Raw genomic sequence first — 24318 nt, forward strand, 5'->3', positions numbered from 1 at the left:
CGGCTCATCGAGCAGCCTCCTGGCCGAGCATGAAATCGGAGGTGGGTTGCAGGCGGCGGTCGGCGCGGTCGTAGACCTGCGCGCCGTCGATGTAGACCTTGTCGGCCAGGGCATAGGAGCTGAAGGGGTTGCCGTTCCACAGCACCACGTCGGCCATCTTGCCCGGCGCCAGCGAACCGGTCTGCTTGTCGATGCCCAGCGCCTTGGCCGGGTTGCTGGTCAGCCAGCGGATCGCGCGTTCGGGCGGGATGTCCATGCCGGCGCGGCGGCCGGCGGCCATCGCCTTGGCCGCTTCCTGGTTGAGCCGTTGGATGCCTTCCTCCGAGTCCGAATGCATGATCGCGCAGCCGTTGGCAGGGCGATCGACCAGGGCGATGTTCTCCTGGATGCCGTCGAAGGCCTCCATCTTGAAGCCCCACCAGTCCGCCCACAGCGCGCCGCAGACGTTCTCCTGGGCCAGGCGGTCGGCGATCTTGTAGGCCTCCACGCCGTGGTGGAACGCGGCGATCTTGAAGCCGAACTCCTTGGCCAGGTCGAGCATGGTGGTCATCTCGTCGGCGCGGTAGCAGTGGATGTGCACGCGGATGTCGCCGTTGATGGCGCCGGCCAGCGTGTCCAGCTTCAGGTCGCGCTTGCCGCCGCTGTCGCCGCTGCTGTCGTTGTCGCCGGCGCCGCGGCTCCACCAGTGGCGCTTGGGCGGGCTCTTCTGCTTCGGCGCGTTCTTGCGCAGGTATTCGCTGGCGTCGATGAAGGCCGCGCGGTAGCCGGCGACGTTGCCCATGCGCGTGGATGGGCCGCCTTTCTCGCCGTAGACCCGCTTGGGGTTCTCGCCGCAGGCCATCTTCAGGCCCCACGGCGCGCCGGGGAACTTCATCGCCTGGTAGGTGGTGGCCGGCACGTTCTTGAGGGTGACGCCGCGGCCGCCGACCAGGTTGGCCGAGCCGGGCAGCACCTGCAGCGCGGTGACGCCGCCGGCCAGCGCGGTGCCGAAGCCGGGATCCTGCGGCCAGATCGAATGCTCGGCCCACACGTTCGGGGTCACCGGCGCGGTCGCCTCGTTGCCGTCGCTGTGCGCGCTGACGCCCGGGCTGGGATACACACCCAGGTGCGAATGCACGTCGATGATGCCGGGCGTGACCCACTTGCCGTGGCCGTCGATGCGGGTGGCGTTGGCCGGCGCGGTCAGTGCGCGGCCGACCGCCTGCACGCGCCCGTCCTGCAGCAGCACGTCGGCATCGTCCAGGCGCTCGCCGGTGCCGGTGAGCACGGTGGCGTGTTCGATCAGCACCGGCACCGACGGCAGCGCACGGTAGGTGCTGGGATAGGGATCGTCGACGAAACGCGAGGCGGCAGCGGCCGGGCCGCACAACGCCACGCCCAGGCAGGCGAGCAACAGATGACGCATCGAATTTTCCCCGGAAGATGGACGCGGCCGTTGCGGCCGTGCCCGCACGCTAGCCCGAGCCGGCGCGCTTGCCAAGTGCGGCTGCGGCATCGACGTCGCCGGCTGCACCGGACCGCGACGCCGGACCTGCTATGCAGGCCGATTGCCGCCCATGGAAATTGCGATGACCGACACCCCTGCGCATACCGTCGTGGACTTCTGGCGCAGCGCCGGCCGCGAACGCTGGTTCGCCGCCAACGACTCCTTCGACGCCAACGTCCGCCAACACCTGCTGGAGGTGCACCACGCCGCCGCGCGCGGCGAACGCGGCGACTGGCTGGCCGACGCCGAGGGCGCGCTGGCGCTGCTGCTGTTGCTCGACCAGGTGCCGCGCAACGTGTTCCGCGGCAGCGCGCACGCCTTCGCTACCGACGGCCTGGCCTGCCGCTACGCCGACCGGGCGCTGGCGGCCGGGTTCGACCAGGAGACCGAAGCGGAACTGCGGATGTTCTTCTATCTTCCCTACACACATGCCGAGGACGCCGCGCGGCAACGCCAGGCGGTGGAACTGTTCAGCGCGCTCGGCGACGCGGAGTCGCTGCAGTGGGCGGTGGTGCACGAGGACGTGATCCAGCGCTTCGGCCGCTTCCCGCACCGCAATGCGGCGCTGGGGCGCGCGACCACGGCGGAAGAGCAGGCGTTTTTGGATGCGGGTGGGTTCGCTGGTTGAGGGAAGAGTGGTTGAGAGAGGCCTGGTTGAGAGAGGCCTGGGTGAGGGCGGCGGTGCCTACATCTTTACCCCTCATGTGGCGTCGCTTTATCGCACGCCGTTGATCGATGTGTCGCGGCGCGCGTGATGTCCGTCTGGCGCCTTGATGTGCACTCATGCAACCGACGTCATACCTTCGTAGGAGCGGCTTCAGCCGCGACAGGTTTTCCCGAGAAAGCCCGTCGCGGCTGAAGCCGCTCCTACAGGCGATATGCGCCGCGCACGCCGCGATGGCAGGCGATGGGCGCATGGCGGGGCCAATGCTTTGAATCTGGCGCACCAATGCATGCATCGCGGTGGTGTGCGACGGGCTTGTCGTAGGAGCGGCTTCAGCCGCGACCGGGCCTTACCGGGAACGCCCGGTCGCGGCTGAAGCCGCTCCTACGCGTTTGCGCGTTGTGGCGGCCGGGCACAAAAAAGGACGATCGTTCGATCGCCCTTTCGACGCGTCCACACTGGACGCAAACCAGCACGAGGTGCGTGGCTCAGTACTTCGGTACGCTGCCGTCGACCTGGTCGGTCCAGGCGTCGATGCCGCCGACCACGTTGTGCACCTTCGTGAAGCCAAGCGAACGGAAATGCTCGGCCGCCTGCCCGCTGCGGCCACCGTGGTGGCACAGGAAGGCCAGGGCGGTGTCCTTCGGCAGCGCTTCCAGTTGCGCACGCTGCTCGCCGTCGAGGGTGCGGAACGGCACGTTGACCGCCGCCACCGCGCGCTCTTCCGGCGGGCGCACATCCACCAGGATCAGGCCACCGGCGCGCACGCGGTCGTCGGCGTCGCGCGGGCTGAGGTCCTGCACCGGCTTGGGCGCGTTGGGATTGTCGATCGCCAGGCCGCGACCGCGCAGGTCGTCCACCCAGTCGATGGTGATGCCGTCGGCGCGACGCGCACTGCCCAGGTCGAACTGCACGCGCAGACCGTTGGACTCGGCGGCGATGGCGTTGGGATCGGTCGGCGCCAGCTGGAAGTTCGGCTGGAACTGCGCGTCGATCGCCAGCGCCAGGCTCGCGCCCGGAGCGTCGGCCAGCGCGCCGCGCAGCATCTCGGCGGCGGCGTCGGTGATGGTGATCGAGGGCGGGGTGCGGTCCGGCGCGGCCACGCCCAGCAGTTCGCTCAGTTCGCCGCTGCCGGCCATCTGCAGAATGATGTCGCTGCCGCCGACCAGCTCGCCGTCCACGTACAGCTGCGGGATGGTTGGCCAGTCGCCGTAGACCTTGATGCCCTCGCGGATGTCCTGGTCGGCCAGCACGTTGACGTGGGCGAAGTCGACGCCGAGCTCGTTCAGCGCGCCCACCGCCTTGGCGGAGAACCCGCACTGCGGCATGCTCGGCTGGCCTTTCATGAACAGCACGACGCGGTTGGAGCTGAGCAGCGTTTCGATACGGGAGCGCAGGGCGGGGTCGAGGGACATGGCAGGCAGTCGTCGCAGAGTCGGACCGGTCATTCTACGCCGCATGGCATCATGGGGCATGACAGTTCCGGAAACGCTGCATCGCATCCCGCGCCACCCGTATCGCTGGCTGCCCTGGGCGCTGGCCTCGCAGGTGCTGGTGGCGGCGCTGTGGTGGGCCTACGGTTGGCGGGTCGGGCTGCCGGCGCTGCTGCTGTCGCACGCAGCGCTGGTGCTGCCGGTGTTCCTGCCGCGGGCGCGGCTGTACGCGCCGGTGCTGGACCGCCTGCCCGGCAGCGCGCCGCAGGTGTGGCTGACCATCGACGACGGCCCCTCCGACGACACCGCGGCGATCCTGGACCTGCTCGATCGCTATCAGGCCAAGGCCACCTTTTTCCTGGTCGGCGCCCGCGCCGCCGCGCGCCCGCAGCTGGTGCGCGAGATCCTGCGCCGCGGCCACGGCATCGGCAACCACAGCCAGCACCATCCGCAAGCCTGGTTCTGGGCCCTGGGGCCGCGGCGCATGGCGCAGGAAATCGGCCAGGCGCAGCAGACGCTGGCGGCGATCGCCGGCACCGCGCCGCGCTGGTACCGCTCGGTGGTGGGCATGACCAATCCCTTCGTCGCCGCACCGCTGCGCCGGCATGGCCTGACCCGGGTGGCCTGGAGCGCGCGCGGATTCGATGGCGTGCGCTGCGACCCCGCGGTCACCGTCGCGCGCATCGCCCGCGACCTGCGGCCCGGCGCCATCGTGCTGCTGCACGAAGGCGCGGCGCACGGGCACAACCCGGCGATCGTGGAAGGCGTGTTGCAGGCGATGCGCGAGCGCGGCCTCGGCAGCGCATTGCCGGGCTAGCGCCGCCAGTCGGCGCGATGGCCATGCCGAGCGCCGACCGACCATCCCGGTAGGCCCGCGTCGCGTCGCCCGCGGCGTGCGGTTCGCGGGACTCAGCCGCCCTGGACGAGCCCAAAAACGATCAGCGCGGTGATGCCGACCAGGGTCGTGACCGCGAAGACCAGGCCGAGCACACCGTACAGTTTCCTGCGGTCGCGTTGGAACAGGCAGCCGATGCCGAGCGCTGCGGCGGCCAGTTCGGCGATCACGCCGACCATCATCGCCATGCCGACCAGCATCGCCAGCGGCGCGTCTTCGTCCAGGCTGGCGGGCTGGTAATACACCAGCGCGGCGGAGACGCCGACCAAGGCCAGGGTCAGGACGGCAGCGATCAGGCTGACCGCAAACGCGGCGATGCCGAGCCCGGAATAGGGCGGAAGCGTGGGGGATGTCATGGGGATTCCGTGGGGGGAGAGGAGCGTCGCGCCGCCGAGGCGCGCAGGCGTGGGGAGGCGGCTTGCGCGCGCGGCGGGGGCCGCCTCAGCGCGGTTCCGCCACGATCAACCAGTTGTTGAACGGCGTATTGCCGTACAGCGGCGCGAAGCTGGCGCGCAGGCCGGCGTCGTCGAGCTGGGCCTGCAGGCTGTCGCGGGTGGGGTAGGCCTTGGGCAGCTCCTGCATCCAGCCGGCCAGGTGCGCGAGCACGTCGGTGATGCGGCTGGTGCGGCCGCGGCCGCTGGCATCGCCCAGGCCACTGCGGATCACCAGCTTGGCGCCGGGCGTGAGCATTCGCGCCACGCTGCGGATCAGGTTGGACTGCATGTCGCGGTCAAGGTACTGCAGCACGTCCAGGATCGCGACGCTGCCGTGGTGCTCGGGCCAGGACTGGCCCAGGTCGACGACCGCGAACTGCGTGTCCTGCAGTCCGTTGCGCGCGGCGATGGCCGCGGCGCGGCGGATCTTGGCCGCATCGATGTCCACGCCGTGGTAGCGCTGGCGCTGGCCGTCGGCGCGCAGCGCGTGCGCGAGCAGACCCAACCCGCAGCCCAGGTCCAGCACCGGCGCGTCGGTGCCGCGCAGCGCGGCGAGCACACCGGGGTACAGCGGATCGGTGCGCAGCTTGGTGCGCGTGTAGTAGTAGTCGTAGCGGTTGCCCAGCGGATGCGTGGGCAGGAAGGCACGGGCGATGGCCAGGGCCTGCGGGCGGGTCATGGGCTGGGTGGTGCTGGCGTCGCGCAATGTCGGTCCTTGGCAGCGGGCGTCGTGTGCTAGTTAGGCTAACGCATCGCGGGCCGCCGGCAACAGCAGCGCGGTCCAGCGCGCATACATTGCCGTCGAGGGATGCAGCCCGTCGGCCGCCAGCATCGCCGGAGCGCCACCGCCATCGCGGCTGCAACCGGTGATGTCGACGAAGCGCACCGCGCGTGCGGCGCAGCAGGCCTGCGCGGCAGCGTTGAAGGCATCGATCTGCACGGCGATGCGCGCCGGATCGTGCGCGGGCGGCTGTGCGAAGGCGGTCACGCCCCAGTCCGGGATCGACACCGCCAGCACCCGCTGCGGCCGCGCGTCGGCGAAGGCGATCGCGCGCTGCAGCAGCGCGTCGAACTGCGCGCGGTAGTCGTCGAGCGGATAGCCCCGGTACTGGTTGTTGACGCCGATCAGCAGCGTCACCAGGTCGAACGGTCCCTGCGGCGCGGCTGCATCGATGCCGGCGTCCAGTTCGTCGGTGGTCCAGCCGGTGGTGGCGATGATCTGCGGATCGGCCAGGGCAATGCCGTCGCGGCGCAGCGCCGCGGCCAGTTGCATCGGCCAGCGTCCGTCGGCGTCAACGCCTTCGCCGATCGTGTAGGAATCGCCGAGCGCCAGGTAACGCAAGTGCGCGTGGTGCTGGGGCGCCGAAATGGATGCGTTCATCGCGCAGCGACCGTCGAAACGTGGCCGCGCATGCGCTCAGCTGCGCCGACCAGCGCGCTTTGCCCATTCCCAATTCCCCATTCCCGATTCACCGCCCCACAGCCGCCCGCGGCTTCAGCGGCACCACCTTGGTGGCGTCCTCGGCACGCCGCGCCAGCACCCGGTCGATGCGCGCGAACACCTCGCGCATCGTGGCCGCCTCCGGCAGCAGGGTGACCCGGAAATGGTGCCGGTAGGGCACGTTGAAGCTGGAGCCTGGCACCACCAGCACGCCTTCCTGTTCCATCAGTTCCAGGGCGAAGGCGTGATCGTCGAACCCACGCGCGGCGGGGCCGACCACGGCCGGGAACGCGTACAGCGCGCCGGCCGGCTGCACCAGCGACAGGTGCTCGCTGGCCGCGCAGGCCTCGATCACCGCGCGGCGGGTTTCGTACAGGCGCCCGCCCGGCGCGCACAGCGGCGAGATCGTGTCCGGGCCGTTGACCGCGGCATCGATCGCGAACTGGCCGGGGACGTTGGCGCACAGGCGCAGCGCGCCCAGCAGGTCCATGGCGTTGCGGAAATCGCCGACGCGCTCGGCGTCGCCGGACAGCAGCGCCCAGCCCACGCGCCAGCCGCAGGCGCGGTGCACCTTGCTCAGGCCGCCGAAGCTGATGCACGGATGCGCGCCGGCCAGCGGCGCCACCGACACGAATTCCGCAGCGTCGTACAGCACTTGGTCGTAGATCTCGTCGACCATCAGCAGCAGGTTGTGCTTGACCGCGATGGCGACGATCTTCTCCAACAACGCGCGCGAATAGCTGGCGCCGCTGGGATTGTTCGGGTTGATCAGCACGATGGCGCGGGTGCGCGAGGACACCAGCGTCTCGATCTCCACCGGGTCGGGCTGGAAGCCGTTCTCCGGCGCGCAGCGGTAGTACACCGGGCGGCCGTCGTTGAGGATGGTGGCGGCCGACCACAGCGGGTAGTCCGGCGAGGGCACCAGCACTTCGTCGCCCGGGTTGAGCAGCGCACGCAGCGACAGGTCGATCAGCTCGCTGACGCCGTTGCCGACGAAGATGCGGTCCGGATGCGCGTCCGGATGCTGGCGCCGGGCGTAGGCCGCGGCGATCGCCTCGCGCGCCTCCGGCAGGCCCTGCTGGTGGGTGTAGGGATCGGTGCGGCCCATGTCGTCGGCGATGGCGCGCTGCAGATGTTCCGGTGCACGGAAGCCGAACGCGCCGGGATTGCCGATGTTGAGCTTGATCAGCTTGCGCCCCTGGGCCTCCAGCTCGCGGGCTCGCCGTGCCAGTTCGCCGCGGATTTCGTAGCGGACTTCGGACAGGCGATCGCGGATCGCGAGCGGCTTGATCGGCAGGGTGGGCATCGCATCGGCCGGTGGGGCGTGGGACCTGCATGGTAGCGGAAATGTGACACCGCGGCGGGGCGGAGGGGCGCCGTGGTGGCGGGTCGTCTACGGCGGCTGGCCTCCACGCTCGGCGCTGCAACGGGCGCGGCGCGTGGCTGGTCCCTGTGGCGCCAACACACGCGTCGCGCGGGTCCTGCGCTGTTGCTGGCCAATCCCGGGAAGCCGCACTGCCGCGCGCCGTATCGTCGCGGCGAGGCGGTCAGCCCGCCAGGCGCCACCCTGCGCGTCTGCCGGCGGACGCAATGTGCTCACCTCAAGCGTGGCGCACCCTCTAGAATCCGCGCATGACCTCCTCCCCGATCGACTTCGACGCGTTGCGCCCCATCGGCTGGCCCTGGCCCGGACTGCCCGAGGAGCCGGCCTGGCGCGCGTTGTTCGACGCGCATCCGCAGGCGCGGCCGGCGCGGGTGGTGGAGCAGCACCGCACCGGCTACGTGGTCGCCGACGCGGTGGACACCGGCTTCAAGGTCGAATCGCTGCCGGACTGGCAGCGGCCGCGCTTTCCCAGCCACGAACGCGCCGCGGTCGGCGACTGGGTGTTGCTGGAGGACACGCGCATCGTCGCGCTGCTGCCGCGGCGCACCGCGATCAAGCGCGGCGCCGCCGGCGAGCACTACCACCAGCAGGTGATCGCGGCCAACATCGATACGGTCTTCATCGTCTGCGGCCTGGATGCGGACTTCAATCCGCGCCGGATCGAGCGCTATCTGCTGCTGGTCGGCGGCGGCGGTGCGGCGCCGGTGGTGGTGCTGACCAAGGCCGACCTCACCGAATACGCCGACGATGCGCTGGCGGTGCTGGAGGAACTGGCGGCGCAGTCGATTCCGCTGCTCACGGTCAACGCCCGCCAGGCCGAGAGCGTCGACGCGCTGCGGCCGTGGCTGGGGCCGGGGCAGACCGCGGTGCTGGTGGGCTCGTCCGGTGCCGGCAAGTCCACCCTCACCAACACCTTGCTCGGCGTGCAGAAGATGCGCACTGCGGCGGTGCGCGCCACCGACTCGCGCGGCCGCCACACCACCACCCATCGCGCGCTGCTGCCGCTGCCGTCCGGCGCCTGCCTGATCGACACCCCCGGCATGCGCGAACTCAAACCCACCGGCGAGGAAGACCTGGCCGAGGGCGGTTTCGCCGACATCGAGGCGCTGGCCGCGCAGTGCCGCTTCAACGACTGCGCGCACCTGGCCGAACCGGGCTGTGCGGTGCAGGCGGCGATCGAGCGCGGCGAGATCGAGGAGGCGCGGTTGGCCAATTACCTGAAGCTGCGCGACGAGGTCGCTGGCGCCGCCGGCAAGCTGGCACAGCGCCAGGCGCAGAACGCGGCTGCCGGCCGCAGCGGCAAGCCCAGCGGCGGCAAACCGGGTGGCGGCAAACCAGGTGCCAAGCGGCCGCCACCACGCACCCTGCGCCGCTGACGCCAGTCGTGGCCAAGCGCGCACTGCCCACCGAGATCCGCCACCACGCTGCGCTCGATGCGCGGCTGGTCAAGGCGGTGCGCGGCATCCGCCTGCTGGCCCTGGCCAGTTGGCCGGTGGCGCTGCAGGCGCCGTTCCTGGAGAGCGTGGCGCGCGGGCAGCCGCAGCTGCCGCAGGTGGACTACCCCAGGCTGGATTTCACCGACACCCGCCGCGAGTTGGCGGCGATCGCGCAGGCCGCCGATCCGGCGCATCCGCTCGGCGCCTATCTGCAGGCCTCGGTGCACAGCTGGGATCTGGCCGCTGCCCTGCTGGAAGCGCTCGGCACGCCGGCGGTGGGCACGTATTCGGCGCAGCTGTTCGGGGTGCCGGACGACCCGATGCCTGGCCACGGCCCCACCACCCGCGAGGCCGCCGGCCACTTCATCCGCATCGCTCAGGAGCTGGACCGCGAGCTGTTCTCGGCCGAGGAACAGGTGCCGGTCTCGGCCACCGCCTTGCGCCTGCTGCTGCAGCGCGACCTCGATGAATTCTTCGGCGCGCGGGTGATCACGGTGGAACTGGATCCGGACCTGCTGGCCAAGGCCGCGGCCGGCGCGCAGCGCATCCGCCTGCGCTCCGGCGCGCACTTCAGCGACTACGACCGCGCGCAACTGTTCCACCATGAGGCGCTGGTGCATTCGCTGACCGCGCTCAACGGCCGGCAACAGGCGCAGTTGCCGAGCCTGGCGCTGTCCTCCCCGCGCACCACCGCCACGCAGGAAGGCCTGGCGACGTTCGCCGAGCAGATCACCGGCAGCATCGACATCGCGCGGATGAAGCGGATCAGCCTGCGCATCGAGGCGATCGCGCTGGCCCGCGACGGTGCCGACTTCATCGAGGTGTACCGCTACTTCGACGCAGCCGGGCAATCGCCCGCGGAGAGCTTCTCCTCGGCGCAGCGCGTGTTCCGCGGCGTCCCCACCAGCGGCGGCGCTGCCTTCACCAAGGACACCGTGTACCTGCGTGGGCTGGTGTCCGTGCACACCTTCTTCCGCCAGGCGCTGCAGCGCGATCGGCTGCCGCTGTGCCGCTGGCTGTTCGCCGGCAAGATGGCGCTGGAGGATGTAGCCGCGTTCGCGCCGCTGTTCGAGTCCGGCGTGCTGGCGCCGCCACGCTGGTTGCCGACATGGGTGGCACGGGCGAGCGGCCTGGCCGGGATGCTGGCGTTCTCGCTGTTCGCCAACCGCATCCGCATGGATCAGGTGGAGCAGGGATCGCTCCAGAAATGAAGGAGTTGCCGCTGCGAGGCGGCATTCGGAGCGGCCCAGCCGCGTGGACGATTGCACGCGTCGAATGCGACTGCATTGTTCCTGGGGCTATCGCAACCTCGCATTGCGGGCGGTCGGCCGTTTGTTGCTTAAAGAAACGAAAGGAAGTCCGAGGCATTTTCTCTGGCAAGAACGATGGTTTGCTCATGTCCGTCTTGCTTGTAGAAAGAAGAATTAAGTACTTATGCTGGGTCGCGCACTTATCGCCAATCAGGAGGCTCGCGTGTCTATGATGGAAGGCAAGGATAGTGATGTGGGGGCCGCTGGGGTCATCGCGCAGTTGCGCAGGCAAAATAGAATTCTGAAGATCTTTTCGGCTGTGGCGTTCGCTTTTCCTTTGGGGCTAATGCTGATGGGTGCCCGAAGCCCTGCCGGTAAGCAGGTATTTTCCGAGATCGATGTCAAGCGCATCAATATCGTCAATGAGGATGGGTCGAGATCCATGGTGTTGGCGGCCCGCGGATTGCTGCCCGATCCGGTGATGGACGGGAAGGTCGTGAAAACCGAAAGGAGCAAGATGCCTGGAATGCTCTTCTATAACGGTGTAGGCGACGAGGTCGGTGGGTTGATCTATGACGGCAACGTCGACAAGGATGGGCAGCCCAATGGTGGCGTGCATCTTTCGATGGATCGCTATGGCGGAGATCAGCAACTGGCGCTGCATCACTACGAGGAAGACGGATTCATGGAAACCGGCCTTTCCGTGTTCGACCGCGGACTCTCTAAGCAGTACGAGGGGATATATGAAAAGTATCTGGCTGCTCCAGAAGGACCGGAGAAGGATGCGTTGTTGAAGCAATGGAAGGATGCAGGCGGCCAGCAGACGCAGAGACTCTTTGTCGGACGTACTCGCGGAAAATCGTCCGCTGTCATTCTTGCGGACAATTCCGGAACGCCCAGGATCGTCATGTCCGTTTCTCCCGGCGGCAAGGCGTCGTTGGACTTTATGGATGACAAGGGTGACGTCATTCAGAGTCTCCCGGAAACGTCCGTCGTGAAGAAGTAGCTGCATGCTCAAGAGTCGCTATCGAACAAGATAAGGCTGGCCAAGAGGGAAGATGTGGAGGGATGTGTGTCATGGTCGGGCTTTCCTTGCATCGATGATGTCCTGTGTGGATGTTCTCGACGGCGGAAAGCCGCTGCCGAAGAACACTTTTTCGGCTTTCTGTGCCCTCCAGGCCGAGCCGTTGGCCCTGCTGATCCAGCGGTGGGGTGGGGCCCTGTCGTGGCCGTCGCGACTGCATCGCCATGTGCGGTGCATGTCGTGGAGCTGCTGGCTTGACCGTGTATCTCTCCTGGCCATGCCGAGTTCGATGCTTGGCTGCGTGCGTACGGAGCGCACCATCGCCCGCATCGCGTCCATGCTGCGCGCCATGCGGCTCACCTGGATCGAAACCCAGAGCATAGCGCTGGCGTCAATGCTCGTCGGTATCCGAGTGCTGGCCATCGGCGGCCGATGGCCGATTCGTGCTGGGCCAGGTCGTGTTTTAAGCACCGGTCATCTCGCTCGTACGCCGCCGTAGCGGGTCGATAGGTTGGCGTCGTAGCGGGTGGCGTCGGCGGGCTTGCGGCATCGAGCGCTTGACTGAACGGCGCCGCGTGACGCTCACCCGCCGCGAATGTGCGGCTGCCGATACTGCGGCGCCCGGCCTGCCCCCGCATGGCCGCTTCCCCTCACGAGGAGACCCGCATGAAGATCCTGATGGTGCTGACGTCGCACGACCGCCTCGGCGACACCGGCCACAAGACCGGCTTCTGGCTGGAAGAATTCGCCGCGCCGTACTACACGTTCAAGGATGCCGGCGCCGAGGTCACGCTGGCCTCGCCCAAGGGCGGGCAGCCGCCGCTGGACCCGAAGAGCGATGCGCCGGACGCGCAGACCGAAGCCACGCGCCGCTTCAAGGACGACCCGGCGGCGCAGCAGCAATTGGCCAGCACCCGGCCGCTGGCGTCGGTGCGCATGGACGATTACGACGCGCTGTTCTATCCGGGCGGCCACGGCCCGCTGTGGGACCTGGCCGAAGACCGCGATTCCATCGCGCTGATCGAGGCGTTCGCGCGCGCCGACAAGCCGATCGGCTTCGTCTGCCATGCGCCGGGCGTGCTGCGCCGGGTGACCGCGGCCGATGGCACGCCCCTGGTGAAGGGCCGCCGCGTCACCGGCTTCACCAATGGCGAGGAAGCCGCGGTCGGCCTGACCGACGTGGTGCCGTTCCTGGTCGAGGACGAACTGCAGCGCCTGGGCGGCGACTACAGCAAGGGCGCCGACTGGGGCGTGCACGTGATCGAGGACGGCCACCTGGTCACCGGGCAGAATCCTGCCTCGTCCGAGGCGGCGGCCGAGGCGTTGCTGGGAATGCTGCGCGGCAAGTAAGAACTTACCGATCGCGATGATGGCAAGGCGGCTTGCCATCTCGGTGTAGGGCGCTTCGGTTCCCGGAAGTGAGATGGTGCAGCGGTTGAAGCCTATCTCCGTTAGTCGCCGCCGGACGCAGCTTGCTTTGTCCTTGTAGGAGCGGCTTCAGCCGCGACGGGCGTTCCCATTAACGCTGGTCGCGGCTGAAGCCGCTCCTACAACGCACACCTGTGCCGCCGCGTATCAGACAGCTTGTGCCTTGTGGGAGGGACTTCAGTCCCGGCTGCACGCCACTGCTGCTCCCGTCTCAGCCGCGCCGCCACCAGCGCAGGCCGTAGGCGGGCAGGGTGCCGTTCCAGTTCGCCAGCGCTGCGGGATCGCTGCCGCCGTCGGCGATGGTCTGCCAGTCGCCAGTGCCCAGCGCCGCGGCGACATCCACCGCGATCGGGTGGGCGCTGAAGTTGTAGACCGCCACGAAGTCCTCGCCGCGGGCCAGGCCGAGCAGGGCGGGATCGCCAAGCGGCACCGCGCGCAGCGGCTGATCGGCAGCCAGTGTCGCGGTAGCGGCGCGCGCGGTGATCAGGTGGCGCAGGCGGGTATAGACCTGGCCGGGCAGGCTGGCGGTGTCGTGGCGTCGAGCAGCACGCTCCCAGTCCATGGCTGGGCGATGCAACCAGCGGCCTTCGTGACGGCGCAGCGGGTCGTCGCGATAGGCTTCGTCGTTGCCCAGGGCCAATTCGTCGCCCATGTACAGCAGCGGGATGCCCGGCATCGCCAGCGCCACGGCGTACAGCAGCAGCAGGCGGCGCACACTCAGTTCCAGCGCGTCGGCGTCGTCGGCGGCCAGCGCCGCGGCGATACCGGTCAGTGCCGCGCTCATGCCGTTGCTGCCGTGCACGCCATCGCCGCTGCTCTGGAAGGCTTCGCCCCGCGCATAGCTGTCCGGCGTGCGGCCAGCGTAGAACTGGGCGATGCGCGCCAGCGCGAACGGGGCCACGCCATCGCCGCCGGCGGCTTCGCGCTGCAACACGTTCCAGCCGATGTCGTCGTGGCAGCGCACGTAGCTGAGCCAGCCGCAGGCCGGCGGTAGCGCCGGCGTCTGCGCGATCGCTGCCTGCACGATGTCGCCGCGCTGCTCGGCCAGCGCCACCCAGCCGGCCGCCATCAGCGTGCTGTGGTAGGCCAGGTGGCATTCGTGGCCGCGCGCGGCGTCGTCGCCGAAGTAGGGCGGCAACTGCGCCATCGGCACGATCGCCTCGGCCTTCAGCAGCACCGCCGGGGCCAGGATGTCGGTAAGCGCGCGCAGCGCCTGCAGGATCGTGTGCGCTTCCGGCTGGTTCATGCAGTCGGTGCCCGGGCGCTTCCACAGATAGGCGGTGGAATCCAGGCGGAACACCTCCACGCCCAGGTTGGCCAGGTGCAGCAGCGCCAGCGCCATCTCGCCGAACACTGCCGGATTGCTCCAGTCCAGATCCCACTGGTAGGGATAGAACGTGGTCCACAACCACGCGCCGGCCTCCTCCACCCAGGTGAAGTTGCCCGGCGCGGTGTGCGGGAATACCTGGCCCAGGGTGCGCTCGTAGGCATTCACCGCGTCGCGGTCCGGGAGGTGGTGGTAATAGTCCAGGAACCGCGCATCGCCGCGCTTGGCCGCCAGCGCCCAGGGGTGGTCGTCGGCGGTGTGGTTGAGCACGAAGTCGGCGCACAGGCTGATGCCCGCCGCGCGCAAGCGCGCGGTCAGCGCCGCCAGGTCGTCGGTGTCGCCGAGTCGCGGCTCGACCTGGCCGTAGTCGCTGACCGCGAAGCCGCCGTCGTTGTCGCCGGCGCGCGCGCGCAGGAACGGCAGCAGGTGCAGGTAGCGCACGCCCAGTTCCTGCAGGTAGGGCACGCGTTCGCCGACGCCGTTCAAGGTGCCGGCGAAGCGGTCCACATAGGCGCTGTAGCCGAGCATCGCCGGGGTGGCGAACCAGTCGGGGGCGCGCTCGGCATCGAGCTGGCGCAGCGCTGGCGGCCGCGCAGTGGCGATAGCCGCCAATTGCGTCAGCCAGTGCGGCAGCCATTGCGCGAACGCGGGATGCGCACCGTACAGCGCGTGCAAAGGCGCCAGCAGGCGTTCGCCGTGGCGCTGCAGGCGCGGCAGCAACACGGCGGCGGCGTCCGGAGGCAGATGCGCCTGCCAGAGGGTGTGGGCGAGCGCGGACAGTGCGGAAGGAGCGGGTGCGGTCATGGGGGGCTTGGCCGCGCCCCGGGCGGGGCGCGGATGTGCGGTCCTCGTCAGAAGTCGTAGCGCAGGCTGAGGCTGGAGGTGCGGCCCGGGATCGAGCGCGCGCGGATCACGCCGGAGGACGCATCGGCGATCGAGGCCTCCTCGGCTTCGGTCAGGCCGAAGGTATCGAACAGGTTGTTGACGTTGAGCGAGACGGTCAGCGCATCGGTGATGCGGTAGTCGGCGAACAGGTTGACCTGGGTGTAGCCTGGCATCTTCAACTGGTTGCTGTCCTGGGTGTAGGCCGAACTGGTGCCGATCGCGTTGACCCCGACCTGGTAGCGCTCGCCGCGGTAGCTGGGCGTCAGCTGCCAGACGAAGCGCGCCTGCCGCCGTGGGGTGTTGCCGGCGTTGGCCGGGGTGATCTGGTCCTTGTCGATGGTGGCATCGGTCCAGGTCAGGCCGCCGTTGAGGTTGAAACCACCGGCGCGGTACGCGGCTTCCAGCTCCAGGCCGTGCGCCTTGTAGGTGCGGTCGAAGAAGCGCTGGGTGGTGGCTTCGTAGTTCTGCTCCTGCGTGCGCGCGGCGAAGGCGGTGGCGAACAGGCTCAGCCCGCCGCTGCGCCACTTCAGGCCGCCTTCGAGCTGTTTGACCACGTTCACCGCTTCGTTGGAGGACACCGAGCCGTCGTCGCGGATCACGCCGAACAGCAGGCGGTCGGCGTTGGCGCGAGCGCCGCGGCTGTAGCGCGCGAAGGCCGCCAGATCGTCGTTGAACATGTAGTTGCCGCCGAACGAGTACGACAGGTAGTTCCAGTCGTAGCGCACTGGCTTGCGGTTGGCGTAGTCGATGGTGGCCACGCTTTGCTCCGGCGCCTCGATCACGCCGTCGCCATTCACGTCGACATTGCTGGCCAGCACGCCGCCGGCGGTGTTGCCGCGGGCGCGGCCCATGTCGTAGCGCAGGCTGCCGTCCACGCTCAGCGGGCCCTGGTCCCAGCTCAGCGCCAGATACGGTGCGTTGATGTCGTAGCGCACGTCGTAGTGGCGGGTATTGTCCAGCCCCCAGTACGGCACGCCGTAGGCGTACAGACCGTCCTGCGAGCGCAGGCTGCCGTCGGCGGCGACCACGTCCAGCAGCCGCGGGCGATGCGCCAGCGACTGCACGTAGGAGTTCCAGGTCCAGTCCACGTCGATGGTCTGCCGCGAGGTGTACCAGCCGGCCTTGAGGTTGAGGTTGCCGCCGTCGCCGCTGCCGAAGTCGCGGGCCAGGCTGACATCGTTGACCGCGTTGCCCAGGTCGTTGAGGTGCACGTTGAACAGGTGCGTGCGCAGCGCCAGGCCGGTGTAGGCCTGGCCGGCGTTCGGCCCGTCGACGTAGCGCAGGCCGGCGCCGGCGCCGCCGATGCTCGCCGCCAGCGCGCCGGCATCGGCGACCTGCGCCGGGAATGGCGAGACGAAGCGGCCGGAAGTGTCGGCGATGCGGAACTTGTCGGTCAGGGTCCAGCCGCCGCCGACGTCGAACTGCGCCTCGGCGCCGAACGCACGCGACAGCGGATGCATGCCGTCGCCCAGTTCCACGCGCGAGGGCTTGTTGCCGCCATCGAGGGTGGCGCTGCTGCGGAAGTACGGGCTGTACAGCGTGTCGGTGCCCGGATCGAAGCCGTCGATGCTGCCGAAGTGCGGTGCGCCGTCGCGGCCGCTGACCCGGGTCGGCACCGGCAGGTAGCCGGCGGCACGGTCGTTGAGGTACTTGGCGTAGACGCGCACGTAGCCGTTGTCGAACAGCCGGGTCAGATTGGCCTTGAGCTGGCCGCCCTTGTCGGTGGTGTAGCCGGCATCGCGGATGCCGTCGCCACGGCGGTAGAAGCCGCCGACGTTGAACTGCCAGTGCTCGGCGAACGGTGCGCCGTAGTCGAAGTCCAGGCGCGTGTTGTCGTAGCCGCCCAGGCCACGGGTGAGGCCGACGCTGCCGCCGGCGGTCTCGCCGGTCTTGCTGATGAAATTGATGATGCCGCCCGGCGAGTTGCTGGCGAAGGTGGAGGCCGAGCCGCCGCGGATCGCCTCGATCCGCTCCAGGCTGTAATCGGCGCGCAGGAAGATGTCGGCGTTGCCGAAGGCGATGTCGCCGAACTCCAGCACCGGCAGGCCGTCTTCCTGCAATTGCAGGAACTTGGCGCCGCCGGAAGCGACCGGCAGGCCGCGCACGGCGATGTTGGCGTTGCCTTCGCCGCCGCTGGATTCGGAGCGGATGCCGGGAATGTTGCGGAAGATCTCGGCGGTGCTGCGCGGCGCCGACTGTTCGATCGCCTCGGCGCCGACGGTGCTCACCGAGACGCTGGATTTGAGCTTGCTCTTGGGCGTGGCGGTGCCGGTGACGAACACCGAGTCCAGGCTGACCACGTCACCCTGCGCCGCCGGGGCGTCTGCAGTGGCGGGGGTGGCCTGTTGCGCGAGCGCGGCCGGGGCGGACAGCGCCGCGGCGACGGCCAGGGCCAGGGTCTGCAGGCGGATCGAAGGGTGGTGCATCGCTGTCTCTCCCGAAGCGAGGGTGCAGTGGGCGGCGGCGCGCCAATGCCGCAAACGGGCAGGACACGGCGCGAACGGTGGGTGCGGCGGGCTACAGATACGGCTGCCTGCAAACGATTGCAACTTGCAGTGCAGCAAAGCCGGTCGCCGTACCGTTCGCTCTCTTTCAAACGGGATTAGGTTGCATTTTGCATGGTGCAACGCAGCGTTACAAACGATTGCAGGCGCAGCGACACTCCGCTCCGCCGCCGCGGCACGCCTCCCGCGTGTCCGACCCCTTCAGGCCGATGCCGATGCTCATGCGTTCCGATCGTCCCCTGCTTCCGCTCTCACGCGTGCTGGCGCTCAACGCCGGTTTCTTCGGCGTGCAGTACAGCTTCGGGCTGCAGCAGAGCAACATGAGCCCGATCTACAACTACCTGGGCGCCGACCACGCCAACCTGCCGTATCTGTGGCTGGCCGGCCCGATCACCGGGTTGGTGCTGCAGCCGGTGGTCGGCGTGCTCAGCGACCGCACCTTGACCCGCTGGGGCCGGCGCATGCCGTACATGGTGGTGGGCGCGTTGGTCTGCAGCCTGTGCCTGCTGACCATGCCCTTCAGCGTGGCGCTGTGGATGGCGGTGGCCCTGCTATGGATGCTGGATGCGGCCAACAACGTGGCGATGGAGCCGTACCGTGCGCTGGTCAGCGACGTGCTGGCGCCACCGCAACGGCCGCTGGGCTACCTGACCCAGAGCGCGTTCACCGGCCTTGGCCAGACCCTGGCCTACGTCACCCCGCCGCTCCTGGTGTGGCTGGGCATGAACCAGGACGCGGCCAACGCCCACCACATTCCCTACGTCACCATCGCCGCGTTCGCGATCGGTGCGGGTTTCTCCGCCGCGTCGATCCTGCTCACCGCGCGCAGCGTGCGTGAGCCGGTGCTGCCGCCGGCGCAACTGCAGCGCTTGCGCAGCGCCGCGGTCGGGCCGCTGGCGACGTTGCGCGAGATCGTCGACGCGGTGCGGCAGATGCCGCCGACGATGCGGCAGATGGCGCCGGTGATGCTGTTCCAGTGGTATGCGATGTTCTGCTACTGGCAGTACATCGTGCTGTCGCTGTCGACCACCCTGTTCGGCACCACCGCGGCCGATTCGCATGGCTTCCGCGAGGCCGGCCTGGTCAACGGGCAGATCGGTGGCTTCTACAACTTCGTCGCGTTCCTGGCCGCGTTCGCGATGGTGCCGGTGGCGCGCCGGTTCGGCCCCAAGGCCACCCACGCCGTGTGCCTGGTCGCCGCCGGCCTCGGCATGTGCCTGCTGCCGTCGATCCACGACCGCTGGCTCTTGCTGCTGCCGATGATCGGCATCGGCCTGGCCTGGGCCAGCATGATGGGCAATCCCTACCTGATGCTGGCCAACAGCATCCCGCCCGAACGCACCGGCGTGTACATGGGCCTGTTCAACCTGTTCATCGTGCTGCCGATGCTGATCCAGATCGTGACCCTGCCGCTGTACTACGACAGCCTGCTGCACGGCGACCCGCGCAACGTGATTCGCCTGGCCGGCGCGCTGATGCTGGCGGCGGCGGTGGCGATGGGGTTGGTGAGGGGGCGGGATTCGGGAGTAGGGATTCGGGATTCGTAAAGCGGCGGAGCCGGGATTCGCGCGTCGGGAGTCGGGATTGGAAAAAGCCGGCTCAGCCAGTACACCCTCAGCGCGCAAGTCCCGCTTTTACGAATCCCGAATCCCGAATGCCCAATCCCAGCCTTTCACGCCGACTCCCGCACCACCAGACTCACCGGCAGCTCCACCGATTCCACCGGCGCCCCGGCGATCAGGTTCAGCACACCGTCCACCAGCAGCGTAGCGGCGTGTGCCAGGTCCTGGCGCACGGTGGTCAGTGGCGGCTGGCTGTAGGCGGCCAGGGGGATGTCGTCGAAGCCGACCAGGGCGATGTCCTGCGGCACGCGGTGGCCGGCTTCGATCAGGGCGCGGATCGCGCCCAGTGCGATCACGTCGGAGGCGGCGAAGACCGCATCCGGCGGGTCGGTCTTCTTCAGCATCGCCCGGGTCAGGCGATAGGCGTCCTCGCTGAGGAAATGGCTGCGCGCGTGCAGTCGCGGGTCGAACGCCAGGCCGTGCGCGTCGAGCATGCGCCGGTAGCCGGCGAAGCGCGGCGCCACTTCCGGTAGCTGCTCGTCGCCGAGGAAGGCGATGCGTCGGCGGCCGTGCTCGATCAGGTGTGCGGTGGCCAGTTCGCCGCCGCGCAGGTTGTCGCTGCCCACGCTGGCATAGGCCTGGCCGTCGATGCGGCTGCCCCACACCAGCATCGGCAGGCCGCCGCGCGCGGCGGCGTCGAGCGAGGCGTGCTCGTGGCTCTGGCCGAGCATGATGACGCCGTCGGCGCGGCTGCTCTGCGCCAGGTCCTCGACCCAGTGGTCCTGGTGCTGGTCCAGCTTGGACAACAGCATGCTGTAGCCGCGCGCGGTCAACGCGTCGGCGAGCAGCGCCAGCATGGTCATCATGAACGGGTCCGACAGCGGCTGCTCGTGCGCGTGCATCAGCGGCACCGCCACGCAGACGATGTTGGAGCGGCGCGAGCGCAGGCTGCGCGCGACCGGGTCGACCCGATAGCCGGCATCGCGCGCAAGCTGCTTGATGTAGGCGCGAGTGCGTTCGGCGACCACCGGATTGTCGGCCAGCGCGCGCGACACCGTGGATTCGGACACGCCGGCCATGCGCGCGATGTCGGCCATCTGCAGGCGCGCGGCGGGCGCGCCGGGTTCGGGTTTGTCGGACATGCGGAGCGGGCGCGACGGACGAAACGGAACCGGCAGTGTATGCCAGGCGCGCGTCGCGGCGCTGCGCATGGCTAGGGCGTGTCATCAATTCCCGAGCATGCCGCGCCGCGATTGCGTGCGCCTGTGGCAAGGAAGAGCGAGGAAGTGGACGTCCGTCCACGCCCGAGCGATGACGCGGCCATGGGCGCGCGCAATCGCGGCCCTTCGGGTTGGGCCTGGCAGGCGCGCGGCCGGCGCCGCGCGGCTTGACCTGACGGCCAGTCAGGCGCTGCGCCACGCAACGCCGGCCGCGCGCCTGCCAGACCCAACGCGGCATACTCGGGAATTGGTGACACGCCCTAGGCCATGTGCAGGCCGCCGTTGACCGCGTAGTCGGCACCGGTGACGTAGGCGGCCTCGTCAGAGGCCAGCCAGGCGCACAGCGCGGCCACTTCCTCGGGCTTGCCGAGCCGGCGCAGCGGCACCGAACTGGCCAGGCGATCGAGCACGTCCGGCGGGAAGCCGCTGATCGCTGCGCTGGCGATGTAGCCGGGCGAGACGGTGTTGACGGTGACACCGCGCGAGGCCACTTCCTGCGCCAGCGCGCGGCTGAAGCCCTGCATCGCCGCCTTGGCGGTGGCGTAGTTGATCTGCCCGATCTGGCCCTTCTGCGCGCTGACCGCGCCGATGTTGACGATGCGGCCCCAGCCGCGTGCGGTCATGCCGTCCACCACCTGCTTGGTGATGTTGAACAGCGCATGCAGGTTGCTGGCGATCACCGCCTGCCAATCCTCGCGCCCCATCTGCCGGAACAGCATGTCGCGGCTACCGCCGGCATTGTTGACCAGCACGTCGACCTCGCCGACCTCGGCCTTGACCTTGGCGAACGCGGCCACCGTGGAATCCCAGTCGGTGGCATTGCCCTCGGAGGCGATGAAGTCGAAACCAAGCTCGCGCTGCTCGCGCAGCCACGCCGACTTGCGCGGCGAGTCCGGCCCGCAGCCGGCGACCACGGTATGGCCATTGCGCGCCAGCTTCTGGCAGATCGCGGTGCCGATGCTGCCCATGCCGCTGGTGACGTAGGCGATTCTGAGGGTCACGGTGAACTCCTTCGGAGTTGGGATTGGGGATTGGGGAGTCGGGATTGGATGAGCGCGCGGGCAGTGGCTTCTACGAATCCCGAATGCCCAATCCCCAATCCCGGGCGGCGCTCACTTGGCCAGCGGGAACAGGCCGAACAACAACCCGCCGCCCATCAACACCAACGAAATCAACACCGCCCACTTCAGGGTGAAGCGCTGGTGGTCGGCGAAGTCGACCTTGGCCAGGCCGACCAGCAGGTAGGTGGACGGCACCAGCGGGCTGAGCAGGTGCACCGGCTGCCCGGCCAGCGAGGCGCGGGCCATTTCCACCGGGGTGATGCCGTAGTGGCTGGCGGCTTCGGACAGGATCGGCAGCACGCCGAAGTAGAAGGCGTCGTTGGACATGAAGAAGGTGAAGGGCATGCTCGCCAGCGCGGTGATCACCGCCAGGTACGGGCCCCAGGCGTCGGGGATCACCGCCAGGAAGCTGCGCGACATCGCCTCGACCATGCCGGTGTTTGACAGAATGCCGGTGAACACGCCGGCGGCGAAGATCAGCGACACCACCGACAGCACGTTGCCGGCATGGTTGACCAGGCGCCGGCGTTGCTCGGCCAGGTTCGGGTAGTTGATCAGCAGCGCCAGCGCAAAGCCGATCATGAACAGCACCGGCATCGGCAGCACGCCGATCACCAGCGCCGCCATCAGCGCCAGGGTCAGCACCAGGTTCACCCACAGCAGCCGCGGCCGCTTGATGTCCTCGGCGTCTTCCACGGTGGGCAGGGCCTCGCCGTCGTCGGCGACGCTGCCGTCCATCCAGGCATCGCCGGGCAGCGTCACCACGCCGAGCCGGCGCCGCTCCTTCAGGCCCAGGTACCAGGCCAGCAGCAGGATGCCGACGATCGCCAGCGCCATCGCCGGCACCAGCGGCACGAACACGTCGGCCGGGTCCACGTGCAGGGCGGTGGCGGCGCGCGCGGTCGGGCCGCCCCACGGCGTCAGGTTCATCACGCCACCGGCGAGAATGGTCACGCAGGTCATGTTCAGCGCGTTCATGCCCAGGCGGCGGTACAGCGGCAGCATCGCCGAGACGGTGATCATGTAGGTGGTGGAGCCGTCGCCGTCGAGCGAGATCAGCAGCGCTAGCACCGCGGTGCCGACCACGATCTTCATCGGGTCGCCCTTGACCAGGCGCAGGATGCGCCGCACCAGCGGATCGAACAGACCGGCGTCGATCATCACCCCGAAGTACAGGATCGCGAACATCAGCATGACGCCGGTGGGCGCGATCTTCTTGATCCCCTCCAGCATCATCTCGTTGATGCCGGTGCCGAAGCCGCCGGCCAGCGCGAACACGATCGGCACGATGATCAGCGCGACCAGCGGCGACAGCCGCTTGCTCATGATCAAGTACATGAAGGTAATGACCATTCCGAAACCGAGCGCGGTCAGCATGGAAGTTCCTCAGGGTGATGCATGAAAGAAAGTGGACCCCACATCAGGGATCAGAAAAGAGGCCGACCAAACGTCACATCGCAAGATGCCGCCGTTGCGAATCCCGAATCCCCACTCCCCAATCCCGGCTCTCAGAAGTCATATTGGAAGCGTCCAGTAATCGCCCGCGTGTGGTCCAGCGTCACGCCAGCCAGGTGATCGCGGTTGCGGCTGTCGATCAGGTTGAGCATCAGCCGCAGATTCGGCTTGAGGTACCAGTTGCCGGCCAGCGTCCACGATGCGGTGGAGGCGTCGAGCAGGTCCGGCTGCCCGTCGCGGTGCTGCTCGCCCCACATGCGGTCGTAGCGCAGCGCCAGTTCGAAGGCGCCGTACTTGTGGTTGACCTGCTTGATGCGGGTGAAGCGGCCGGTCTTGCGGTCGTAGCGGCGCGACTCACCGGTGGCGAACCAGCTGACGAAGCCGTAGGCGGACATCACGTCGGCGCGCTGCGCGCCGTCGTCGAACACCCCGCCGCTGAATTCGCCCTGCCACGACAGTGGCCCGCGCACCTGTGCGTACTCCAGCGACCACTTGTCCACGTCGGTGTCGCGGCCGTCGGCGAAGCGTGCCAGGGTGACGCGGCTGTCGTCGGACAGGTGGCCGGCCGGGCGCGGGCGGATGCTCAGCGCCGGTGCGCCGCCGGCGCCCGGGTGGTCGTAGTGCTCGTGCGCCAGCGACAGGCCCAAGTGCAGCACGTCGCCGTCGCGCGCGCCCGGCGCCCAGGTGCCGCGGCCGCCGAACGCATGGCCGCGGACGTTGGAGACATCGATGCTCTGCAGGCTGTAGACGCTGGCCGCCCAGGTGGTATCGGTGCCCGCGGCCTGCCACGACACCGCCTTGCGGTACAGCGGCGCCAGCGTGCTGCCCGCGCCGCTGCGCTCCAGGAACTGGCCGAAGTTGGAACCGGTGCGGTCGTCGAGAGAGAAGTACTGCTTGAACTGGCCCACGGTCAGCATGCCGGCGCCGAACGTGCGGGTGATGTAGACGTCCTTGGCCTCGATGCCCTTGCCATTGAAATCGTCCTGCAACCCGGCGAAATCGCCCTCGACCTTGTAGCCGAACCCGAAGAACTTGCCGGACACGTCCAGCCACAGGCGGCGGATCTCGGTGTCGTCGGGGTTGGGCGTGCCGCGATGGTCGTTGTCGAAGTGGGCGAAATCCCAGTGCAGACGGCCGCCGAACTCGGCGGTCACCGGGCCATCGTCGTCGGTGGCGGCGCGCGCCGATCCGGCCAGGCACAGCAACGCGCAGGCGCTGCCCCATGTCAGAGTCTTCAGTTCCACGTCCCCTCCCAGGTGCGTGTCGCAGCGATTGGATCGGTCCGCGAGCAATCGCCGCGGACCGGCATGGACGCAGCCTAGTCGGGCATAGCTGTCATCGACCTGTCGGTGGGGCCGGGATTGGGGATTCGGGATTCGGGATTGGTAAAAGCGCTATGCGCGCTGTCTGCCCGGACGTAGGCGCGTTA

At 69.0% G+C, this 24318-nt stretch carries 20 protein-coding genes; 8 read left to right on the forward strand and 12 right to left on the reverse strand.

Annotated elements, in window-relative coordinates; translation table 11 throughout:
• Positions 1-4: 4 nt before the first annotated feature.
• The gene (locus GGR64_RS19045; RefSeq protein ID WP_184647793.1) at positions 5-1405 is read right to left on the reverse strand and encodes an amidohydrolase; all 1401 of its coding nucleotides are present in this window, start codon (positions 1403-1405) and stop codon (positions 5-7) included.
• A 163-nt stretch (positions 1406-1568) separates the two neighbouring features.
• Here GGR64_RS19045 and GGR64_RS19050 point away from each other — a divergent pair, with 163 nt between their 5' ends.
• Complete coding sequence (locus GGR64_RS19050) at positions 1569-2114, forward strand: DUF924 family protein (RefSeq protein WP_184647795.1); 546 nt, start codon at positions 1569-1571, stop codon at positions 2112-2114.
• 524 nt (positions 2115-2638) lie between these two features.
• Here GGR64_RS19050 and grxD read toward each other — a convergent pair.
• Positions 2639-3565, reverse strand: a complete 927-nt coding sequence (gene grxD / locus GGR64_RS19055; protein ID WP_184647797.1) for a Grx4 family monothiol glutaredoxin — start codon at positions 3563-3565, stop codon at positions 2639-2641.
• Positions 3566-3608: 43 nt separating this feature from the next.
• Between grxD and GGR64_RS19060 the strand changes: the two genes are divergently transcribed.
• Positions 3609-4400, forward strand: coding sequence for a polysaccharide deacetylase family protein (locus tag GGR64_RS19060; protein ID WP_184447133.1), 792 nt, complete (start codon positions 3609-3611; stop codon positions 4398-4400).
• A 92-nt stretch (positions 4401-4492) separates the two neighbouring features.
• Here the strand turns inward: GGR64_RS19060 and GGR64_RS19065 are convergent, their stop codons facing one another.
• The 4 genes from GGR64_RS19065 to GGR64_RS19080 all read right to left on the reverse strand — a co-directional run bounded on the left by GGR64_RS19065 (position 4493) and on the right by GGR64_RS19080 (position 7659).
• A complete protein-coding gene (locus GGR64_RS19065; protein ID WP_184447132.1) occupies positions 4493-4834 on the reverse strand; it encodes a hypothetical protein in 342 nt (113 codons plus the stop codon).
• A gap of 85 nt (positions 4835-4919) precedes the next feature.
• Positions 4920-5591 carry a methyltransferase domain-containing protein gene (locus tag GGR64_RS19070; RefSeq protein WP_160966912.1) on the reverse strand — a complete coding sequence of 224 codons (672 nt, stop codon included), beginning with the start codon at positions 5589-5591 and terminating at the stop codon, positions 4920-4922.
• 60 nt (positions 5592-5651) lie between these two features.
• Positions 5652-6293, reverse strand: coding sequence for an SGNH/GDSL hydrolase family protein (locus tag GGR64_RS19075; protein WP_184647799.1), 642 nt, complete (start codon positions 6291-6293; stop codon positions 5652-5654).
• A gap of 88 nt (positions 6294-6381) precedes the next feature.
• Positions 6382-7659, reverse strand: a complete 1278-nt coding sequence (locus GGR64_RS19080; RefSeq protein WP_184647801.1) for a pyridoxal phosphate-dependent aminotransferase — start codon at positions 7657-7659, stop codon at positions 6382-6384.
• Positions 7660-7985: 326 nt separating this feature from the next.
• On the opposite strand from GGR64_RS19080, the gene rsgA reads away from it, so the two are divergent.
• The 5 genes from rsgA to GGR64_RS19105 all read left to right on the forward strand — a co-directional run bounded on the left by rsgA (position 7986) and on the right by GGR64_RS19105 (position 12797).
• The gene (gene rsgA, locus GGR64_RS19085) at positions 7986-9113 is read left to right on the forward strand and encodes a ribosome small subunit-dependent GTPase A (RefSeq protein WP_184647803.1); all 1128 of its coding nucleotides are present in this window, start codon (positions 7986-7988) and stop codon (positions 9111-9113) included.
• Positions 9114-9121: 8 nt separating this feature from the next.
• Entirely contained in the window at positions 9122-10384 is a 1263-nt protein-coding gene (locus GGR64_RS19090; RefSeq protein ID WP_184647806.1) for a flavohemoglobin expression-modulating QEGLA motif protein, read from the forward strand.
• Positions 10385-10646: 262 nt separating this feature from the next.
• Positions 10647-11429: a hypothetical protein gene (locus GGR64_RS19095; RefSeq protein ID WP_184647808.1), complete on the forward strand. Its 783-nt coding sequence runs from the start codon at positions 10647-10649 to the stop codon at positions 11427-11429.
• 106 nt (positions 11430-11535) lie between these two features.
• Positions 11536-11946 (forward strand): hypothetical protein, encoded by a 411-nt coding sequence (locus GGR64_RS19100; RefSeq protein WP_184647810.1) that lies wholly within the window; start codon positions 11536-11538, stop codon positions 11944-11946.
• A gap of 167 nt (positions 11947-12113) precedes the next feature.
• Positions 12114-12797 (forward strand): type 1 glutamine amidotransferase domain-containing protein, encoded by a 684-nt coding sequence (locus tag GGR64_RS19105; RefSeq protein ID WP_184647812.1) that lies wholly within the window; start codon positions 12114-12116, stop codon positions 12795-12797.
• A gap of 289 nt (positions 12798-13086) precedes the next feature.
• Here GGR64_RS19105 and GGR64_RS19110 read toward each other — a convergent pair whose 3' ends face one another.
• Complete coding sequence (locus tag GGR64_RS19110; RefSeq protein WP_184647814.1) at positions 13087-15006, reverse strand: alpha-amylase family glycosyl hydrolase; 1920 nt, start codon at positions 15004-15006, stop codon at positions 13087-13089.
• A 47-nt stretch (positions 15007-15053) separates the two neighbouring features.
• Positions 15054-17513, reverse strand: a complete 2460-nt coding sequence (locus tag GGR64_RS19115) for a TonB-dependent receptor (protein WP_184647816.1) — start codon at positions 17511-17513, stop codon at positions 15054-15056.
• A 299-nt stretch (positions 17514-17812) separates the two neighbouring features.
• Between GGR64_RS19115 and GGR64_RS19120 the strand changes: the two genes are divergently transcribed.
• Positions 17813-19138, forward strand: a complete 1326-nt coding sequence (locus tag GGR64_RS19120) for an MFS transporter (protein ID WP_184647818.1) — start codon at positions 17813-17815, stop codon at positions 19136-19138.
• Between the two features lie 125 nt (positions 19139-19263).
• On the opposite strand, the gene GGR64_RS19125 is transcribed toward GGR64_RS19120, so the two are convergent.
• The 4 genes from GGR64_RS19125 to GGR64_RS19140 all read right to left on the reverse strand — a co-directional run bounded on the left by GGR64_RS19125 (position 19264) and on the right by GGR64_RS19140 (position 24133).
• On the reverse strand, positions 19264-20295 hold the full coding sequence (locus GGR64_RS19125; protein WP_160971117.1) for a LacI family DNA-binding transcriptional regulator: 1032 nt from the start codon (positions 20293-20295) through the stop codon (positions 19264-19266).
• Positions 20296-20633: 338 nt separating this feature from the next.
• Entirely contained in the window at positions 20634-21374 is a 741-nt protein-coding gene (phbB, locus tag GGR64_RS19130) for an acetoacetyl-CoA reductase (RefSeq protein WP_184647820.1), read from the reverse strand.
• Between the two features lie 111 nt (positions 21375-21485).
• Positions 21486-22811, reverse strand: coding sequence for a CitMHS family transporter (locus tag GGR64_RS19135; RefSeq protein WP_160965242.1), 1326 nt, complete (start codon positions 22809-22811; stop codon positions 21486-21488).
• 131 nt (positions 22812-22942) lie between these two features.
• Complete coding sequence (locus tag GGR64_RS19140) at positions 22943-24133, reverse strand: porin (RefSeq protein ID WP_184647822.1); 1191 nt, start codon at positions 24131-24133, stop codon at positions 22943-22945.
• Positions 24134-24318 lie beyond the last annotated feature (185 nt).

The sequence above is a fragment of the Xanthomonas sp. 3307 genome, assembly GCF_014199735.1.
In the GTDB taxonomy this organism is placed as follows: Bacteria; Pseudomonadota; Gammaproteobacteria; order Xanthomonadales; family Xanthomonadaceae; genus Xanthomonas_A; species Xanthomonas_A rydalmerensis.

Bases quoted from the DNA above. Each gene is read 5' to 3' on its own strand.
- GGR64_RS19045 (WP_184647793.1), bottom strand. From the start codon at position 1,405: ATGCGTCATCTGTTGCTCGCCTGCCTGGGCGTGGCGTTGTGCGGCCCG.
- GGR64_RS19050 (WP_184647795.1), top strand. From the start codon at position 1,569: ATGACCGACACCCCTGCGCATACCGTCGTGGACTTCTGGCGCAGCGCC.
- grxD (WP_184647797.1), bottom strand. From the start codon at position 3,565: ATGTCCCTCGACCCCGCCCTGCGCTCCCGTATCGAAACGCTGCTCAGC.
- GGR64_RS19060 (WP_184447133.1), top strand. From the start codon at position 3,609: ATGGCATCATGGGGCATGACAGTTCCGGAAACGCTGCATCGCATCCCG.
- GGR64_RS19065 (WP_184447132.1), bottom strand. From the start codon at position 4,834: ATGACATCCCCCACGCTTCCGCCCTATTCCGGGCTCGGCATCGCCGCG.
- GGR64_RS19070 (WP_160966912.1), bottom strand. From the start codon at position 5,591: ATGACCCGCCCGCAGGCCCTGGCCATCGCCCGTGCCTTCCTGCCCACG.
- GGR64_RS19075 (WP_184647799.1), bottom strand. From the start codon at position 6,293: ATGAACGCATCCATTTCGGCGCCCCAGCACCACGCGCACTTGCGTTAC.
- GGR64_RS19080 (WP_184647801.1), bottom strand. From the start codon at position 7,659: ATGCCCACCCTGCCGATCAAGCCGCTCGCGATCCGCGATCGCCTGTCC.
- rsgA (WP_184647803.1), top strand. From the start codon at position 7,986: ATGACCTCCTCCCCGATCGACTTCGACGCGTTGCGCCCCATCGGCTGG.
- GGR64_RS19105 (WP_184647812.1), top strand. From the start codon at position 12,114: ATGAAGATCCTGATGGTGCTGACGTCGCACGACCGCCTCGGCGACACC.
- GGR64_RS19110 (WP_184647814.1), bottom strand. From the start codon at position 15,006: ATGACCGCACCCGCTCCTTCCGCACTGTCCGCGCTCGCCCACACCCTC.
- GGR64_RS19115 (WP_184647816.1), bottom strand. From the start codon at position 17,513: ATGCACCACCCTTCGATCCGCCTGCAGACCCTGGCCCTGGCCGTCGCC.
- GGR64_RS19120 (WP_184647818.1), top strand. From the start codon at position 17,813: ATGCGTTCCGATCGTCCCCTGCTTCCGCTCTCACGCGTGCTGGCGCTC.
- GGR64_RS19125 (WP_160971117.1), bottom strand. From the start codon at position 20,295: ATGTCCGACAAACCCGAACCCGGCGCGCCCGCCGCGCGCCTGCAGATG.
- GGR64_RS19135 (WP_160965242.1), bottom strand. From the start codon at position 22,811: ATGCTGACCGCGCTCGGTTTCGGAATGGTCATTACCTTCATGTACTTG.